The organism is Bernardetia sp. MNP-M8 (assembly GCF_037126285.1).
GTDB lineage: Bacteria > Bacteroidota > Bacteroidia > Cytophagales > Bernardetiaceae > Bernardetia.
The window spans coordinates 685883-705044 of record NZ_CP147012.1; the positions used below are offsets into that span (position 1 = coordinate 685883).

Annotated in this window: 16 protein-coding genes; 13 read left to right on the forward strand and 3 right to left on the reverse strand. The window is 30.9% G+C overall.

Annotation, left to right across the window (positions count from 1 at the left end):
• Positions 1-19 precede the first annotated feature (19 nt).
• From V9L04_RS03030 to V9L04_RS03085, 12 genes are all read left to right on the forward strand, one after another.
• Entirely contained in the window at positions 20-856 is an 837-nt protein-coding gene (locus tag V9L04_RS03030) for a protein-glutamate O-methyltransferase CheR (RefSeq protein WP_338792593.1), read from the forward strand.
• A 108-nt stretch (positions 857-964) separates the two neighbouring features.
• Positions 965-1564: a chemotaxis protein CheB gene (locus V9L04_RS03035; RefSeq protein ID WP_338792594.1), complete on the forward strand. Its 600-nt coding sequence runs from the start codon at positions 965-967 to the stop codon at positions 1562-1564.
• Positions 1565-1624: 60 nt separating this feature from the next.
• Entirely contained in the window at positions 1625-2413 is a 789-nt protein-coding gene (locus V9L04_RS03040; RefSeq protein WP_338792595.1) for a GAF domain-containing protein, read from the forward strand.
• A 68-nt stretch (positions 2414-2481) separates the two neighbouring features.
• Positions 2482-5949, forward strand: a complete 3468-nt coding sequence (locus V9L04_RS03045; protein ID WP_338792596.1) for a PAS domain S-box protein — start codon at positions 2482-2484, stop codon at positions 5947-5949.
• 364 nt (positions 5950-6313) lie between these two features.
• The gene (locus V9L04_RS03050) at positions 6314-6895 is read left to right on the forward strand and encodes a SiaB family protein kinase (protein ID WP_338792597.1); all 582 of its coding nucleotides are present in this window, start codon (positions 6314-6316) and stop codon (positions 6893-6895) included.
• A gap of 115 nt (positions 6896-7010) precedes the next feature.
• A complete protein-coding gene (locus V9L04_RS03055; RefSeq protein ID WP_014798847.1) occupies positions 7011-7373 on the forward strand; it encodes a DUF1987 domain-containing protein in 363 nt (120 codons plus the stop codon).
• Between the two features lie 385 nt (positions 7374-7758).
• A complete protein-coding gene (locus V9L04_RS03060) occupies positions 7759-11067 on the forward strand; it encodes an ATP-binding cassette domain-containing protein (RefSeq protein ID WP_338792598.1) in 3309 nt (1102 codons plus the stop codon).
• Positions 11068-11234: 167 nt separating this feature from the next.
• A complete protein-coding gene (locus tag V9L04_RS03065; RefSeq protein ID WP_338792599.1) occupies positions 11235-12218 on the forward strand; it encodes a hypothetical protein in 984 nt (327 codons plus the stop codon).
• 413 nt (positions 12219-12631) lie between these two features.
• On the forward strand, positions 12632-13063 hold the full coding sequence (locus tag V9L04_RS03070) for a hypothetical protein (protein WP_338768239.1): 432 nt from the start codon (positions 12632-12634) through the stop codon (positions 13061-13063).
• Between the two features lie 110 nt (positions 13064-13173).
• Entirely contained in the window at positions 13174-13845 is a 672-nt protein-coding gene (locus V9L04_RS03075) for an alpha/beta hydrolase (RefSeq protein ID WP_338792600.1), read from the forward strand.
• Between the two features lie 59 nt (positions 13846-13904).
• The gene (locus V9L04_RS03080; protein ID WP_338792601.1) at positions 13905-14423 is read left to right on the forward strand and encodes a YkvA family protein; all 519 of its coding nucleotides are present in this window, start codon (positions 13905-13907) and stop codon (positions 14421-14423) included.
• 493 nt (positions 14424-14916) lie between these two features.
• A complete protein-coding gene (locus tag V9L04_RS03085) occupies positions 14917-15732 on the forward strand; it encodes a leucine-rich repeat domain-containing protein (RefSeq protein WP_338792602.1) in 816 nt (271 codons plus the stop codon).
• 116 nt (positions 15733-15848) lie between these two features.
• Here V9L04_RS03085 and V9L04_RS03090 read toward each other — a convergent pair whose 3' ends face one another.
• Entirely contained in the window at positions 15849-16109 is a 261-nt protein-coding gene (locus V9L04_RS03090; protein WP_338792603.1) for a thiamine-binding protein, read from the reverse strand.
• Positions 16110-16161: 52 nt separating this feature from the next.
• Positions 16162-16449: a hypothetical protein gene (locus V9L04_RS03095; RefSeq protein WP_338792604.1), complete on the reverse strand. Its 288-nt coding sequence runs from the start codon at positions 16447-16449 to the stop codon at positions 16162-16164.
• Between the two features lie 706 nt (positions 16450-17155).
• On the opposite strand from V9L04_RS03095, the gene V9L04_RS03100 reads away from it, so the two are divergent.
• Positions 17156-18502, forward strand: coding sequence for a serine hydrolase (locus V9L04_RS03100; RefSeq protein WP_338792605.1), 1347 nt, complete (start codon positions 17156-17158; stop codon positions 18500-18502).
• Positions 18503-18600: 98 nt separating this feature from the next.
• On the opposite strand, the gene V9L04_RS03105 is transcribed toward V9L04_RS03100, so the two are convergent.
• Positions 18601-19062 carry a PA2169 family four-helix-bundle protein gene (locus V9L04_RS03105; protein ID WP_338792606.1) on the reverse strand — a complete coding sequence of 154 codons (462 nt, stop codon included), beginning with the start codon at positions 19060-19062 and terminating at the stop codon, positions 18601-18603.
• Between the last annotated feature and the right edge of the window lie 100 nt (positions 19063-19162).

Genomic DNA, 19162 nt, shown 5'->3' on the forward strand with positions numbered 1-19162 from the left:
ATAACTTAAAACTTCCCTTATGTCTGCAAATATGGGCGAAATAGAAATAGCCGAACTACGCAAACTGACGACTTTCATCAAAGATAAATTTGATTATAACTTTAAAGATTATGCTATGTCGTCTTTTCGAAGACGTATTAAGCGTATGCTTGACTTGTATAAACTTCAAACTGTCGACGAACTAATTCATATTTTAAATACAAAAGAAGGATTTTTTGAGGAGTTTGTTTCTGAATTGACTGTAAATGTTACTGAAATGTTTCGTGACCCTACTTTTTGGCGTGTCTTACGTGAGCATATCATTCCTAACATTATGCTCAATCATAACAAAATAAGCATTTGGCATGCAGGCTGCTCGTCAGGAGAAGAAATTGTTTCTATGTCTATTGTTTTAGATGAGATGGGAATTTTGGATAAGGCTAAAATTGTAGCGACAGATATTGACCGTTCTATTATTGCAAAAGCAAAAGAAGGGCGTTATCCTCTAAAACACATGGAGGTAAACCGTAAGAATTATTTGCGTTATCAAGGTAAATATTCTTTAGAAAAATATTATACAGAAGTCGGTTCAGAAGCTGTAATTAATAAGTCTCTTTTAGAAAATGTATCGTATCGCAAACACGATTTGGTACAAGGAAGTGTTTTTTCAAAGTTTGATTTAGTTTTGTGTAGAAATGTAATGATTTATTTTAATCAAACTCTACAAAATCAGGTGTTACACCGTTTGCATGAGAGTTTATTCAAATATGGATATTTGGTAATTGGCTCAAAGGAATCTTTAATTTGGTGTGATATTGCACATAAATTCATTGTTGTCAATAATGAAGAGAAAATTTATAAGAAAATTAAAGATTAATCTATTTCTTTATTTTCAATAATCTGATTTCTAAATTATACATTTCATTTTGTATAAAAATATTTAACTATTCTTTTTTAAGCTACTAGCAAGCTAATTTTGAGCTAAATGGTAAAAGAAACACATATTACAAATAAGTACAAGGCAATCGTAATTGGAGGTTCAGCAGGAAGTTTTCAGCCTATGGTTCAGATTCTTTCTTCTATTCCTCGTGAGTTTCCATTGCCTATATTTCTGTGTTTGCATCGGCTCAAACATGTACGTCATGGTTTTGTAGAAGCTCTTTCTATAAAAAGTCAGAAAGAAATCATTGAACCCATGGACAAAGAAAGTATTAAAAAAGGACTTGTTTATTTAGCTCCAGCTAACTATCACATGGCAGTAGAATTAGGAAATTCTGTATCTCTAAACACAGAAGATTTAATAAACAACTCTCGTCCTGCAATAGATATTACTTTTGAGTCGGCTGCTTATGTCTATCGTGACAAACTTATAGGTATTTTACTTTCAGGAGCAAATAAAGATGGTGCAGCAGGAATGCAAAAAATAAAATATAGAAAAGGTCTTACTATTATTCAAGATATTGAAGAAAGTATGATTAATGCAATGCCATTGGCTGCAAAAAATATCGTAGATATTGATTATGAATTAAAGGTAGATGAAATTATAAGTTTTTTATTGAAACTAAATAAAATCTATCAACAATAAACACAAAAAATGTAGCATGCTCTTTAAGAGTGTAAAAGGAATTAAAATTTTTAAGAATAAATGAAAAAATTCTTTCAAAATAGCATTTGGTTTGGTTTGGCTGTAGGAATATATGCCATTGGTATTTTTGTATCTGGATTTTTATTACTTAGATTAAGTGAGACAATTTCAGGGGCAGGAATTTCAGATGAAAACAGTAACTTTTTGATGATTTTTATCCTTTCAGAACTGTTATTAGGACTTATTCTAATGGTTGCTTTTTATGTACAATGGCAACGCAAGCAAGCACAAGGAGATATTATATATGTAGATAGATATGTAAATGAAGACACACAAGAATCAGAAATAACCACAAAAACTTCAGATTGGAATAACGAAAGAATCATTTTATCAAATATTCTCAAAAATCCTAATAAATCACAGTCTGCAAATGATATTCTTAAACATATTTGTAATGAATTAGAAGCTGTTTCAGGAGCATTTTATATAGCTCATATAGAAACAGACTCAAGAAAAATTGAACTCGTAGCTGCTTATGCCTTTGCTTTGCCTGATAGTCACACATTATTTTATGAATTTGGAGAAGGAATTGCTGGACAAGTAGCTAAAATAGCACAAAAAACATATATTAAAAATATTCCAAAAGGGTATCTAAATGTACTTTCCGGTTTAGGAGAAAGCCAACCTTCTGTTCTTTTGGCTGTTCCAATTCAACAAGACAATACAAAAAAAGACATAAAAGAAAATCCTGTAAAAGGAGTAATTGAACTCGCTTCATTCAAGGATTTTACCAACTCAGAGAAAGAATACATAGATAAAGTGGCTGATTTAGTTGCCAAACATTTATAAAATTTAAAATTATTGTTTACTTTTAAGAATAAATCTAACCTGTTAATTATTCTTTTTAATTAATTTCTATGCGCAATCGATTCAGCATTCGTAACAAAATCACGACACTACTCTTGGCAGTGGTGCTTATGGCTGCATTGGTACTTAGTTTAGTTTCATACAATAGGGGTAAAGAAGCTGTCGAACAGCGTTATTGGCAAAACCTTAAAGTAATCAATACACTTAAGAGCAAAGAAATCCAAGGTGTTTTTTCACAAATTAGTTCTCATGTTGGTTTACTTCAAGAATATTCGGCTGTCTTACAATCACTTCGTAGTGTAAATACAATTAATGAAAATAAATACACAGACACACTACAAAGTAAACTTAGAAATCAATTAGATGACTCTTTGCTTCCGTTTCAAAAGACGTATAATTACCCAAATTTAGTTTTGGTAAATAAAGATGGGCGAATAATTTATAAAACCAATCCAGCAGCTGATTATCTCATTTTTGGTAGAATATATGACCGTTATCAAGTTCTCTTAACTCATGCCAATGATGGTATTTATTTTAATGAACCAAGAATAGCAAAAGAGCTTTCAGGTACTCCTAGCAGAATGGAAGCTATTGCACCTATTTATGACCCTAAACAAAATTATTTAATTATCGGATATATCATCGCAGAACTTGATATGGACGTAGTTTATGATGTAGTGGCAGACACAACAGGATTAGGACAAACAGGAGAAATTGTTTTAGCAAGGCAAAAAAGTGCTACTACACTTACCTTTTTGAATGACTTGAAGGAACAGAGAGCCAATACACCCAAAATTATAGGAGATGGGAAAGCTGAAGGCTTAGAAAGAGCTTTAAAAGAAAAAACAACAGGATACGGATTTTCAATAGATTATAAAGGAACTGAAACTCTTGCAGCATGGAATTATATCGAACCTGTTGGTTGGGGAATAGTAACTCAAGTAGACAAAAGTGCTGTTGAAAGTGATCTGAATGGACTTGTTATCGCATTTATATTGACAGGAGCAGTTATTATTATTGTAGCTGGTGGTCTTGCTTTTGGTTTTTCTACTGTCCTTACTCGTCCTATTGAAAGGCTACAAGTAGTATTAGGAATCGTAGCAAAAGGAGAATTACCAAAAGAAATTAAGAGAGAAACCAATGATGAGATTGGTCAGATGACAGAAGCTGTCAATAATTTGGTTCAAGCTCTAAAACGAACGGCAGACTTTGCCTATCAAATTGGAAAAGGAAACTATAAAGCCTCTTTTCGTCCAATGGGAAACAATGATACCTTTGGTAATGCCTTGATTACAATGCGAGATAGCATTCAAGAAGCTGATAGTAAAGACAAACAAAGAAACTGGATTGTATCAGGTGTTGCAGAAGTAGGACAAATTTTGCGTGAATATCAAACTATTGAACTTCTTTCAGAAAAAATTATAGCTTTTATCACAGAAAAAATAAATGCTGTTCAGGGTAGCTTTTATGTTGTAGAAGAAGATGAAATTACACAAGAAAATACAATTGAAGTAAGTGCAACCTATGCCTATCACAAAAGAAAATACCTTAAAAAATCATTTCGTTTTGCAGAAGGACTAGTTGGGCAAGCAGCCATTGAGCAAGATATTATCCTTCGTACAGAAATTCCTGATAACTATATGACCATTAGTTCAGGACTTTTAGGAGAACAAAAGCCTAAAGCACTACTTATTGTCCCTCTAATTACTGATGAGAAAGTATATGGAGTGATGGAATTTGCAGGTCTTTCTCGTTTTACGGATACAGAAGTAAATTTTGTTCGTGAGATTAGTATCATCATTGCAAGAACAATTTTTAATATAAAAGTAAACGATCGTACTATTTCTCTTCTTCAGGAATCTCAACAAATGAGTGAAGAACTTCAATTACAACAGGAAGTTTTGCGTCAAAATGCTGAAGAAATGGAATCGACACAAGAAGAACTCCGTAAATCCAATGCACGACTAGAAGAGCAAATTTTGGAAGTAAATCGTACTCAAAAACGTATGCAGGTACTATTAGAAAATGCCTCAGAGGTAATTACGATTTATGAAAAAAATGGAAAAGTACGTTATATAAGTCCTTCAATAGAATCTATTTTAGGTTATGAGCAGTCTGAACTTATAGGAACAAATGATGTAGATAATGTTCAAGAAGGTAGTAAGGATGCTTTTAGACAACTTTTTGAAAACCTTTTGGAACATCCAGACGAAAATATTACCATTCAATACGAATATCGTAAGAAAAATGGTGATGCTGTTTGGCTAGAAGCCACAGGAACAAACCGTTTGAGCGACCCAGCTATCAGAGGAATCGTTATAAACTCTAGAGACATTACAGAGCGAAGACGTGCCGAACAAGAATCCCGTATGCGTGGACAAATGCAAGCACTATCTGAAAACTCACCTGACCTTATCATGCGTATTAATCCAGAAGGAAAGATTTTTTACATCAATCCAACTATTAAGAACCTTACAGGTTTAGAACCTTCTACACTGACAAATAAAATGATGAGAGGTTCGGAATTACCTATTGCCATTGTTAAAAGAATAGAAGAAATTACAGAAAAAGTAAATCGAACAGGAAACAAAGTTCTTAGAGAATTAGAAATTGATTCGGTTGCAGGTGAGCGTGTCATGCAAACAACAGCCATTCCAGAATATAATGATCAAGCCTATTTAGAATCTATTTTGGTCGTTTCTCATGATATTACCGAACGCAAACGAACTGAGTTTGAGGTAAGAGAAACCAACCGTAAAATATCAGAAAGCATCAATTATGCAAGACGTATTCAAGGTGCTATCTTGCCTGAAAGTCGTCATTTGCAAAGTATTTTTCCAGATTCATTTATCTTTTACAAGCCTAGAGATATTGTAAGTGGAGATTTTCCTTGGTATGTACAAAAAGGTGATGATGTATATATTGCAGCTGTTGATTGTACAGGACATGGAGTACCAGGAGCTTTGATTTCACTTATTGGTTATTTTATTCTAAATGAAATCTTGAGTTCTAGTCAAACGGTTCTATCTCCAGCTCAAATATTAGACAGACTTAATAAAGGAGTAGCTCAAACATTAAGACAAGATACTGAAGGAAATACAAAAGATGGTATGGATATCGCTCTTTGTCGTATTAATAGAAAGCAAAACAAAGTAGAATTTGCTGGAGCGCATCGTCCTTTGTATATTTTACCAAAAGAAGGGAAATTAATACAGATAAAAGGTGATAGAAAGCCAATTGGTGGAGGTGCTATTTATAGCAAGTCTGATGATTTTAATAATCATAGTCAAAAAATTTCAAAAGGAGATTCAATTTATATTTTCTCTGATGGTCTGCCTGATCAATTTGGAGGAGATGAGGATAAAAAGTTTTCATCTAAGCAAATTAGAGATATTTTGGTAGAAAACAGAACACAAAATATGGAAGAAATGCACCTTACCTTCGAAACTCATTTTGAGAAGTGGATGGGTAATAGCAAACAAATCGATGATATTTTGATGATAGGTATTAAGTTTTAATAAACTTACCTTGAAGTTCATTTATATTTTTAACAAAATCAACGTCTTTTTTTAATTTATTTTAAATCAGCCTTTGTTCTTCTAATAATTTATTATAACTTAAAGGCATGTTTAAACCAAAAAGGAGGAAAGTTTAAAATACATAGTGTATAAATAATGTTGATTTTCGCTGAAAAGCCCTTTTATTTGGACAAAACCTTTGCTTAGAACATTGTTTTCTATGTACATTTGTTAAACTGACTTATTAGCAGGTTTGTCAATGCAGATATTTTGACTCAACTATTTTACTTAATTGTTTTAAATATAGACTCTAAATTTTTTAAAGATATTCTCAAGACATTTTCAAGATATTAAGCCACTAATTATGAAATATATTTATGACTTACATAAAGTTATGCTCAAACAAAGCTTGCTTTTGGTATATGAAGGCGAGTTTAGTCAAGAAATAACCAAGGCTGTTTTGGCAATGGCAGAACGTAATATGGACTCCTTTGGCGAACAGCGTAAAGTCAAGACAAAGGTTTTTAATGTCATGGTAGAAGACCTGCAAAATATCTTTAAGCATTCTCAAAGTTATCAAGAAGAAATTTATGGAAAGAATAATGCTATTTTTTCTTTAGCCAAAACAGACGACCATTATTTTGTTCTCTCTGGAAATCCTCTATTTACAAGTGAAGTAGCAGCTCTAAAAAATCGTCTTGAAGAGATTAATTTATTAGATGCAGCTGGTCTGAAAGAAGAATACAAACGTATTATCAAAAGTAAAAAAGGAGTTGGGAAAGAAGGACTTTCTGATAAAGGAGGTGCAGGACTTGGATTCATTGACATGGCTCGTAAATCAGGTAATAAAATTCGTTTTGATTTTGAAAAAATTAACGACGAACTTTCATTTTTCTCTCTTCGCATGACTATTAATCGTAATCCTGATGCAGAAGGAGATGATTAAAACAAAATAGATATTTAAAAATTGTCAATAGGGTTTGACTTTTTCAAGATTCAATATATTATTTCAACTTACAACTCATTTTAGAATTTTATACTAAAAATACTCTATAAAGAATATGGACGTAATCAACTTAGAACCAACAGAAGACACTCCAAAAGTAATCTTAGACAAAGACCGTCAGGTATTCGAAATATCTGGTCGTTCTCTTCCAGAAGATGCTGCCGAATTTTATCAACCTATCTTAGATTGGTTAGATGAATACGAAAATCAAGTAAATCCAGATACAAAATTTATGTTTAAGTTGGAATACTTCAATACAGCATCATCAAAACTTATCTTAGATATTCTTTCTAAATTGGAAGAAATTGAAGGTGCATCTGTAATATGGTATTTTCATGAAGACGATGAAGATATGGAAGAAGCAGGAGAAGAGTTTTCTGATCTTGTAGACATTCCTTTTGACTTCAAAACCTATTAAATCAAAATAGCTTTTTATAAAGCTATCTTAACTATGCGTTTTTATATAAAAATAATTATTTCAAATAAATTATTATTTTTATATGAAGTTAATTTACACAAATTGTATAATCTAAATTACCTTATTATCAGTAATTTAATTATTAATTGTCAATTAGTTTTTATAGGGTAATTTCGCTTAGTCTTCTCTATTCGAAGTTTGCCCTTTTATGCCTTTTAAGTAAAACTGTTTTACTACTAAATGTATAGGTATTAGATAAGGAATCTAAAAAAGCACTAATTTTGAAATTACAAATCACTAATAATCACTATTTAAATTCGTAATTTTTAATTTGTAATTAGCTTCGCTGTTTTAACAAATCGTAATTGTTTCTAAAGAATAGAATATGAGTGAAGAAATACTAAAAGCCCTAACCCAATTATTTGCAGTTGTTTCTAAACAAGACGGTGGTGTATCTGAAGCTGAGCGTAATTTTGTTATTCGATTCTTCGAACAAGAATTAGATAGAAAAAGGCTTAGTGAATATGTAGCACTCTATGATCAGTATGCAGAATCGGGAGTAGATGGAGAAGAAGGTAAAGGTGCAGAAGCAACAGCAGAAAATCCTGAGGACATAGTAATAATTAGAGAAGGAAAGACACCTGAAGAAATAGAGCAACAAGAAAAAGATAAAGCTAGAGCAATAAAGAGAGCAGCAAGAAAAGCAAAAAAAGCAGCAGAAGGAGGAAATAGTGGAAATATTCAGTTGAAAGATAGTATGCGTACTTTAAGAGTATGTAGAGATATCAATAAAACACTTGCTCAAAAGCAAAAAGTTATTGTTACTTTTAAAATTTTGGAGATGCTTGCCGTCGACAGAAATTTTAGTAGCCATAGATTAGAAATTATACAAACTGCTTCTGAAATATTTAGAATTCCAAAAGAAGAATATGAACTAATGGAAAATTTTGTCATATCGACAGATTCTCCTCAAATGTTTGATTCTCCAGATCTTTTGGTTTTTGATGAAGAAGCTCCACCAGTAGAAAGTAGAAAGAAATTTATTGATTCAGGTCTTTTAGATGGAGAAATTGTATTTATTCGTCTTAAAAGTGTTGAATTATATTTTACAAAATACAACGGAAATGACGAGATTTTCTTAAATGGTCAGCTTGTCAAAAAAGGAACAATTGTTCTCTTCTCAAATGGTAGTGTTTTCAAAACACCAAAAGGTGCGCCTCTCTATTATAGTGATTTAGTTACTCGTTATAATGATACAGCACAACAAAATCCAATTTCATTCAATGCTATTAATTTAGATTTTCGTTTTCCAGATGGAACTATCGGACTTCGCAATGTAAATATTGCAGAAGGTCCAGGAAAACTTCTTAGTATAATGGGAGCCAGTGGAGCAGGAAAAACCACACTTCTCAATGTTTTGGCTGGTTTAGAAAGTCCATACAAAGGCGAAGTACGTATAAATGGTTTCAACCTTCATACAGAATCTGATATGGTAGAGGGCGTAATTGGTTACGTTTCTCAAGATGATTTATTGATAGAAGAACTTAGTGTTTATCAAAACTTGTATTATAATGCCAAACTTTGTTTCAAAAATCTTAGTGAAGAAGAGCTTGATGCTCGTGTCATGGAGGTTTTGGCAAGTTTAGGATTAGATAGAATAAAAGATATTACGGTTGGTAGTGTTCTTAATAAAATGATTAGTGGAGGTCAGCGTAAACGTTTGAATATTGCTCTTGAGCTGATTCGTGAACCTGCTGTTATGTTTGTGGATGAACCGACATCTGGACTTTCTTCAAGAGATTCAGAAAATGTAATTGACCTTTTAAAAGAGCTTTCTCTTAAAGGAAAACTAATTTTTGTAGTTATTCATCAGCCTTCATCAGACATTTATAAGATGTTTGATAAAATGATTTTGCTGGATACAGGTGGTTATCCTATCTATTATGGAAATCCTGTTGAAGCAATTGCCTATTTCAAACGTGCAACTAATCAAGTAGGAAGTGATAATGGACAATGTCAGACTTGTGGAACAGTTACACCAGAACTTCTCTTCAATATTATTGAAGCACGAGTAGTTAATGAATATGGAGAATATACAGGAGTAAGAAAAATTGCACCTGCTGAATGGAATGACCTTTATAAACAAACACATTCGATTACGCCAGTAGAAACAGTTAATGAGCCACCACCAAATTCATTAAGTATTCCATCAAAGATAAAACAAGCTGCTATTTTTACTACTAGAGATTTTCTCTCTAAGATTAGTAATACGCAGTATATGATGATTAATCTGTTGGAAGCTCCTTTACTTGCTCTCTTACTTTCGGTAATTGTGCGCTTCAAAAATGCAAAAGATGCCGAAGAGTATGTATTTAGATACAATGACAACGTTCCTGCTTATATGTTAATTGCCATTATTGTTGCTCTTTTTATGGGATTGACAGTCAGTGCTGAGGAAATTATTCGGGATAGAAAAATTCAAAGGCGAGAATCCTTTTTGAATCTAAGTAGAATGAGTTACTTGACTTCAAAGGTTGGTATTTTATTTACCCTTTCAGCTATTCAAACACTTACTTTTGCACTCATTGGTAATACTATTTTAGAAATTCAGGGCATGTATTGGCAGTATTGGCTAGTTTTATTTACTATTTCTTGCTTTGCCAATGCTTTAGGACTTAATATTTCAGCTTCTTTTAATTCGGCTGTTACAGTTTATATTTTGATTCCACTGCTTTTGATTCCTCAAATGATTCTGAGTGGCGCAATATTTAGGTTCGACCAGCTTAATAATTCTATTGTAGAAAAGGGTCGTATTCCACTTGTTGCAGACTTTATGGCTTCTCGTTGGGCATACGAGGCTTTAGCTGTCGAACAGTTTAAAGATAATCCTTTTGAAAGGCAGATTTTTGATGTCGAATTTGAGATTAGTCAGTATCAACACAAGGCTAATTTTTGGATTCCTAAAATGCAAGAAATTCTAGACCGTTCGGCAAATTATGCAGAAAGTGCTCAAAATGAAAATGCTGATTCTGTTATGGTATTGCTTCAAAATGATATTGCACTCCTCAAACACGAATGGGAAAGTGAAAAGGTAAATGAAATACTTGACCGTTTGAAAATTCAGTCAGAAGATTTAGAACTCTCTTCCGAAGAGCAAAAGCTATTGAATATTGATTTAGAAAAAACTCTTCAAATTATAGAATTTGATAGGGCAATGGCTGATAAACTAAAAGCTGTTTTAGAAATGATACGTTCGAAAGTATTGACTCCTAAATTTGTGATGGCTGGAGAGCGAAAAGACAGTATCATAAATGCTATGGAACAAGATCCTTCTAACAAGCTTTCAGTAGTCGAACTCAAAAATAAATACACCAATGAATATTTGGAATCACAAGTAAAAAATGAAATGATTAAGGATAAATATGTAGAAGGAAATGGATTCTTGGTACAACAAACAGACCCTATTTTTGCTGTTCGTAATCCAAATAACCTTTCTGGACCTTTAGATTATCGTACTCATTTCTTTGCCCCTGAGAAACAATTCTTGGGTAATTATTTTGATACTATGTGGTTCAATGTATTTGTAATGTGGGCAATGACAATTTTCTTACTTGTTACTCTTTATTTTGAGTTACTCAAAAAATTAATTGATGTACTTGGAAGTATTAACTTTAAGAGGAAAAAGAAAAAATAACTCAAAACAACTTTTAAAACAATTTTGATTTATTACTTGATTTTTCTAATAGATTTACTAATTTAGTTTATTATTTAATTAATTATTTCCGTTTTAGAGCTAAATCTATTTAGTTTATCGAAATTCATATTATTAAAATTATTTCAATTACGTCAATATTCTCTTATATGAAACATTTAGTTTATTCTATTCATACCAGTTCTATAATTAAGAAAAAAATGCTTTCTATGAAAAAATTACAACTTATCGCTTTTGTGCTTGCTTTTGGTCTTTTCACACTTACTTCTTGTGGAGGTGACAAACCAAAAGAAGAAACAACAGGAACAACAGAAGCTAATGCAGGAACTACTGACACAGGAACTGATGAAGATATTTTAGCTCCAGGGGTTATGAATGATATTATTCAATCCATTCCATCACCTTTAGAGGTTTCTATTCTAATAAAAGATTTGGGAACAGATTATCATAAAGATAATTTGAGCAATCCTGATTTGGTAGATAACTATACCAATAACTATAAAAAAGCTCTTAATTTAGGAGTTTATAGTACAGATTTGGGTTATGCAAATATTTATGAAAAGAATCAAGATGCCTTAAATTATCTTAATTCTGTCAAAAAACTAGCTGATGGGCTTAATATTGGGCAATTTTTCGATTACACAACTATTAAAAAACTGACTCAATCAAACAAAGATTTAGATTCTCTTTTACAACTTACAACTCAGAATTTTGAAAAAATCAATACTGAACTTCGTAAGCAAAAACGTGAGTATTTGAGTATTCTTATTCTTACAGGTGGTTGGTTAGAAGCTAATTATATAACTTCTTTAGTTTTTAAAGAAAGTGGTAACGAAGACCTTAAAGAAAAAATAGGAGAACAAAAACTTGTTTTGAATCGCATTCTTTTAGTCTTAAATGTTTATAAAAACAAACCTAATTTTAGTGGATTTATAGCTGATTTAGAAGAACTCAAAAAAGTATATGAAAATGTAGAAATTGTAGAAAAAGATGGACAGCCAAAAATGGAAGTAGTAAATGGTGAAATTGTAATCACAGATACGAAAGAAACAGTTGTCAATATATCTGAATCTGATGTACAATCTATCAATAGTTTGGTAGCTTCTATCCGTAATAAAATTATTAGTAATTAATTTTATCCTAAATTTTTGATATAAAAATATAATCAAAAAGTCCCCTTATTATATCAAATAAGCTGATTTTAATAAGAAATCAACATAAAATTTAAGATTGGACGGTTTTTTGATTATATCACATTAAAGAAGCGTTTGTATAATAAAAATGACAATCAATAAATAGTTATTGATCGTTTGAAGATAAATTAAAGTTTATCTTTACCTTTAGAAATCTTCTAAAATGTAACAAAACCTTTGGTATAATTTAAGTATAATTTTAGGTTGGGAGAAACGTTTCTTTATTTTTATCTATCTTTTTTACTTTTGGAAAAGTATTTGCAACATCACTCATTATTAACCTAATTGTTACATTAATTATACTATTTCCTAATTCCTAATTGAACAAGTTTTTGTCCAAATAAGCAAAACGTATGAAACATTTATTAATTCTTTTCTGTGCTTTTTTCTTTGTCGCATTTGCAGCTACTGACGCTCAAGCACAATGTAATACTGACCTTTATAACAACCTTGCGCTCAAAAAGCTCGCTCCAGGTTATACTTTCGTAAAGAGCTACCGTATTGACGGTAAAGGTGGAAGCCGTAAAAAAATCGAATATACTTGTGTATTTAGTAAAGGTACAGATTATATGATTCGTATGGCTGGTAAAGATGGAGGTCCAAATGGTCTTATTGCTACTCTTTATGACTCTCGTCGTTCACAGCTAGCAACTAGTTACCTTAACAACAAGTATTATGATGGTCTTGTTTTCAAATGTGCTTCAACAGGTATTTATTATTTGAGTTTTACCTTTAAAGATTCAAATAGTTATTGTGGAGCTGCAGTGTTAGGTTTCCGTCGTTAAAACTCACTAATTATATAGAAAAAAGTCTACTAATTATATTAGTCAACTAAAGCTTTACAGAGCAAAAGAATACATCTTTTGCTCTTTTTTATGTTTTACAAATTATAATCATGACAAAAAAAACAATCTCTTTTTCACATCAAGCTAGATATCTGACTTTTGGAAGTTTATCTAATAAGACAGAGTACATTTGGATAGTCTTTCATGGATACGGACAATTAGCTGAATATTTTATAAAAAAATTTGAAGGCTTAAATTCTAAATATAATCCTGAACAGCATTATATTATTGCACCTCAAGGACTTTCAACAGCTTATTTAGAGAGTTTTACAGGAAGAGTAGGCGCAAACTGGATGACCAAACATGATAGAGAATTAGACATAGAAAATAACTTGCATTACTTAGAGAGTTTAATGAATAGCGAATTGAATGATATTGCTAGTATTGATACAACAGAGAAAAAAATAATTGTTTTAGGATTTTCACAAGGAGCTGCTACAGCAAGTCGTTGGATTGCTCATACCAAATTTGAAATTTCTGAGTTTTTAGTATGGGGAGGAATGATAGCTCACGATATAGGTTCTATTTTTTATAAAAAGATGAAAGATAAAATAACTCTTTTTTATGGAGATAAAGACGAGTTTATAAGTGAAGAAGGATTGAAAACAAGCCTTATGAAATTAGAAAATTTAGGTATTACTCCAAATTTAGTTCCTTATAAGGGTACTCATAAAATATATACAGATGTTTTAAAAAATTTTATTGAAAACTCTTTAAGGTAGTTTTGAGTTATTTAGATATATACCTTTATTTATATATTTTTTAATCTAAACTATAATATATGTCAAATACACCAAAAGAAAGTCCTACTAACTTTACAGAAGAAGATTTTATACAACAAAAAAATCCAATAGTTACTCCTAATTCTCAGATTGAAGCAGAAGAACAAGTTGAAAAATCTAAATTCTATAAAGTAGCTACTAAAAAAGCAATTAAAGTAATTGCAAGTAGAAACAAAATGTTTGCCCTAATAAATAAAGCTTATACTCATTTTAATAATAAAGAAAATGAGCGACCTATGAGTCAAGAAGTAAAAGATAAGTTCAAAACACTTTTACGTTTAATTCGTGCGCTTTATAAAAAAGAATACAAAGATTTTCCTTGGGGTTCTTTAGTAAAAGCAACAGCAACCATTATTTATTTGGTTTCTCCATTAGATTTAGTTCCCGATTTTATTCCTTTTATTGGAATGATGGACGACTTTGCACTTATTTCTTGGACAATTGGTTCTTTGAGTGACGATATTAAAAACTTTGAAGACTGGGAAGAAGCACAACAAATTGCTCGTCTGACAACATAAAAATATTACGAAGAAATTGAATTTATTTTTACATAAAAAAATTATATAGACTTTGCTAAACTAGATTGGCAAAGTCTTTTTCATTTATAATCAAACCACTTGAGATTTAGAACAACTTAAATAAGTAAGCAGAATTATCACTTCCTTATGTATAGCAAAATATATTCTCAGTGTTTCTTTATGAACCTTGCATTGAAAAACTAAATATATTTTACTTTATCTATGACCTAATCAATTTTGTTTAATATCATAAACTCTTGAACACATTTCTTTCCAAAAAATCTTTTTGCATAATAATTGCAGACTAAGAATATAGTTGGTAGATAACTTTTTGGTTATTTATATGCTATTTTTAAATATATGAACTTTAGCATTGTCTTTGATTAAGGTTAATTAATCAATTTTCAATCGTACTATTTATATTCAAACTTATTTTGGTTGTATGTAACAACTTTATTCATTCTCTTTTAAGAATCTCAAAATGAAATTATTTATGAAAAAATTGCTTTCTCTATTTCGTATAAGCATTTTTTGTGGTGTATGTTTTCTGATGACTACACAAGCTAATGCACAACTCTCAACAAGTTGGTGGAACTCTTTAGATAAAAACTGGAAAAATGTTTTTATGACTAAATTCGGTATTAGTGCTTCTCCTTCAACTGCCGAACTAAGTAAAATTTATGCTGCCGAAAAACTTGATTGTAAAGATAGTGGATTAAGCACATTAGAACCTTTAGCAGACCTTAAGAATCTAAAAATTCTTTGGTGTGATGGAAATTCAGGAATTTCTTCTTTAGATCCATTGAGAAATATTGTAGGACTTAAAGAGTTGGACTGTTCAAGCACAGGAATAAGTGATTTAGAACCTTTACGTTCGATGACAGGACTGAGCCGTTTAGATTGTTATGAAACTCGTATTTCTAATCTTGCTCCTCTTAGTGGAATGCGTAAACTTAGAGTATTAGATTTTTCAAATACACCTGTTAGCAATATTTTTCCATTGAAATACATCAAATCTTTAGAAGTGCTTTATATGGCTCGTACAAAAGTAGCTAGTCTTGCTCCACTAAAAGACCTTACTAATTTAGGAGAACTTACTTTTTCAGAAACAAAAGTTTCAAGTCTTGCTCCTCTTTCTAATCTTTTAAAACTTAGAGAAATAGTTTTTGCAAAAACAGAAGTTTCAGATCTTTCTCCTCTTAGCAGAGCAAGTACGCTTTCAATTGTTTATTGTGAAGATACAAAAGTGACAGAAGCTGCTGCAAATGCTTTACAGAAAAAACAGCCTGACTGTACTGTATTTTTCTAAAAAATATTTGATTCTTATTAGTAGAAAATTAAAAAGTCTTTATTCAACAAAGAATAAAGACTTTTTTAAATAGAAAGATATAGTATTTGCTCTTTAATTTTAGAAGACGGTATTACTTATCCTTTATATTCGTATTCACTTAAATCTGTTCCTAAAAACTTTATTACAACAGATGCTTTTTGAGTTTCAAAACAAGATTGAATTGCCTTTTCTAGAGTTGGCATAACTTCACTTAGCTCTCCAAAAACTTGTGTACTGATGCCATTTACTTTTATTTTTAGAGCTGAGTTTTCAGAAATTTTTCTAATAAAGCTCTTTACAGTTGGTTTATAATTTTCTGTAAGTGGATAAACACTTATTTCGACGGAAACTATCATATTTTTTTTAAAAATTAGTTGAAGATAAATAGAATTTTACACAAAAATAAGACTATCTCTTCTTTATTTTATCAATTTTATCTCTTACATTTTTAGGAACTCGTTTTTTAGGAGAATTCATTTCTAAAAGTCCTCCCAAAAGCTCTGGGTCAATGCTTGTAACAATGGTTTCTAATGTTTCCATGCGCATTTCTAGTTCATGATTACGTTGTTTTAACTCTTCTACTTCCTCTTTTTCTTTATTAGTAATTGATTTAGTATTGAAAAAAGCAACTTTTGTAAGCACTCCAATAAGAAAAACTGAACAAGCAAAGGCAAATATCATCATTAAAGCAGCCATAAAATAGTGATTAGTGTAGTGAAATAATTGATATATAAATATGTTTTGTTTTTTAGACTCAATAACTGAAACAGATAGTGTCAATAATAAGTTTACATAAAAAAAAGTCCGATAACTTATCGGACTCTTTTCAACTTACAACTTAACCCTATTGATATGAAAACATTGAAACTATGAAAAAAGGTAAATAAGCATTTTTTTAAAACTATATATTCTCATATTATTTCCACGTTTTCAAAACTTTGAATTTCTGTTTTCCAAAGAATCCCTAAAACTATCTTTGAAAAAAATTCTTTTGACAATATAATGATAAAAAGCAAATCAAAAAAATATAACTCATTGATTATTAACTAATTAGCATCTTATTGTATTAATAGAACGGAAAACATCTTGGTTTGGTTTCTTAAAAAGGACTAATTATCTACAAATTCTGAATTTATTTTTAATTTTTAGTAAAAAATCAATAATCTTTTTAATTTTCAAACCCCTTTTAACTAATTTTAAACTTATAGAGTCCATTGGTCTTACCAATATAGTATTTCATCTCGTTTTATAAAGTGTTGATAACATATAACGTTACTAAAGCAGTTTATAATAAAATACTTTTATACCCTTTATAATGCAATAATTACTAGTTAAAAATTTATTAGAAAAATCGTATCCAAATAAAAAATTATTTCCTATTTCGCTTAATTTTTTAAAACTTATGCAATCTATTTTTACACATATTTTTATAGTACCTATTTTATTAACTCTTTTTCTATTTAGTCCCATTGACTTTATACAAGCACAAAATTTATATTTTCCTCCCCTTGTAGAAACTGAAGATAATAACTGGGAAACAACAGCAAGCTCAGATTTAGAGTGGTGCGATGAGCGCATCGATAGCTTATACACATTTTTAGAAGAAAAAAACACAAAAGGTTTTATTGTCTTGAAGGATGGCAAAATTGTTTTAGAAAAGTATTTTGGAACATTTTCACAAGATAGTGTGTGGTATTGGGCATCGGCAGGCAAATCAATGGTAGCCACTCTTGTTGGGATTGCACAGCGTTCTAGTCTTTTGGATATTAACAAAAAAACATCAACCTATTTGGGTGAAGGTTGGACAAGTTTGACAAAAGAACAAGAAGACAAAATTACCATTCGTCATCAAATGACGATGACAACAGGACTTAATCCTCCAACTGATGCAGGAACAAATACCTGTTACTCTCCTGACTGTTTTACTTACAGATCAGAACCTGATACCTATTGGTACTATTATTCTGCTCCTTATCGTCTTTTGCAAGATGTTTTAGATAGCGCAACAGGAAAACCAATAAATCAGTATTTTGCCGAACGAGTAACTCGTAAAACAGGAATTACAGGAGCTTTTCTGAACTATATTTTGTTTTCTAAACCTCGTAGTATGGCTCGTTTTGGTCTTTTAATTCTCAATAAAGGTAAATGGGAAAATAACCCTGTTTTGAATGATGCCATGTATTTTGAACAAATGACAAATACTTCTCAACTTCTTAATCCTGCTTATGGATATTTATGGTGGCTCAATGGAAAAGATACTTATAAACTTCCTTCTTCTGATAGAATTTTTGAAGGCTCTATTATTCCAAATGCACCTTCTGATATGATTGCAGCCTTAGGAGCAAACGATCAAAAAATTTATGTTGTACCAAGTCAGGGTTTAGTTGTGGTACGAGTTGGAAATAGTGCAGAATCTGATCAGCTCAACGCTATTTCTTCTTTTGATAATCAGCTTTGGGGGAGAATATCTAATTTATCTTGTGATAGTCCCGTTTTAACGAATGAGGAAGAAGGAAAAGAAAACATGAAAATTTATCCAAATCCAAGTAATGAAAACTATTTCCTTAAGATTCCAAATGGTAGATATGAGGTTGCTATTCGTGATGCTTTAGGTAAAATAATTTATAAAGCAGAGGTTACTCATTCTTTTCGAATTGCTGCAAGTAAGTGGAAAAAAGGAATGTATTTTGTCGAAATCACACCTATTGGCACAAAAACCACTACTTATTTGAAAATTGTTAGAGAATAAAATCAAATTAAGTAGTGAGAAGATATATAACAAAAAGCCAATTACTCGCTAAGAATAATTGGCTTTCTTGTTTAAAAATGTTTGATAATGCTTACAAACTATGCAGTAGCAAAACGTTTTTTCAATTCTTCTAAATGCTCTAGTGAAGAGCGAATTTGCTGCAAATGCTTATGAATAACTGTTTTTGCATCCATTGGCATTTCGTCCATCTTCAAGATTTTTTCATAATCTGCGATGGCAGCTTCTTCTCCTCGCTCACATTCATTAATTACAGCTGCTACATCATGAGTAGTTACCATTGCTTTTAAGTTTATCCAAATACGGTGTAATGTACCTGTAACACTTGAGCCTTTTTCTGGAGTTCCTCCTAGTTTTGCTATTTCAGCTTTTAGTTCATGTCCAAATTCGTAACGCTGTTGTACTGATTTTGTAAAGAAATCTTTAAGTTCGTGATTTTCTACGTCTGTAACAGCTTCTTTATAGCCTTTTTCAGCATCATAATTTTTTTCGATAAGTTCATTTAACCCATCAACAGCTTTTTTATTTGATTCTTGACTCATAGTATTTATAGTTTAAAAAATTAGAGATTAAAAAATTGTATTTCTACTTATAGTAACTTTTGATAAAGCAAATTGTTATAGTGATTTCAAATTTTGCACT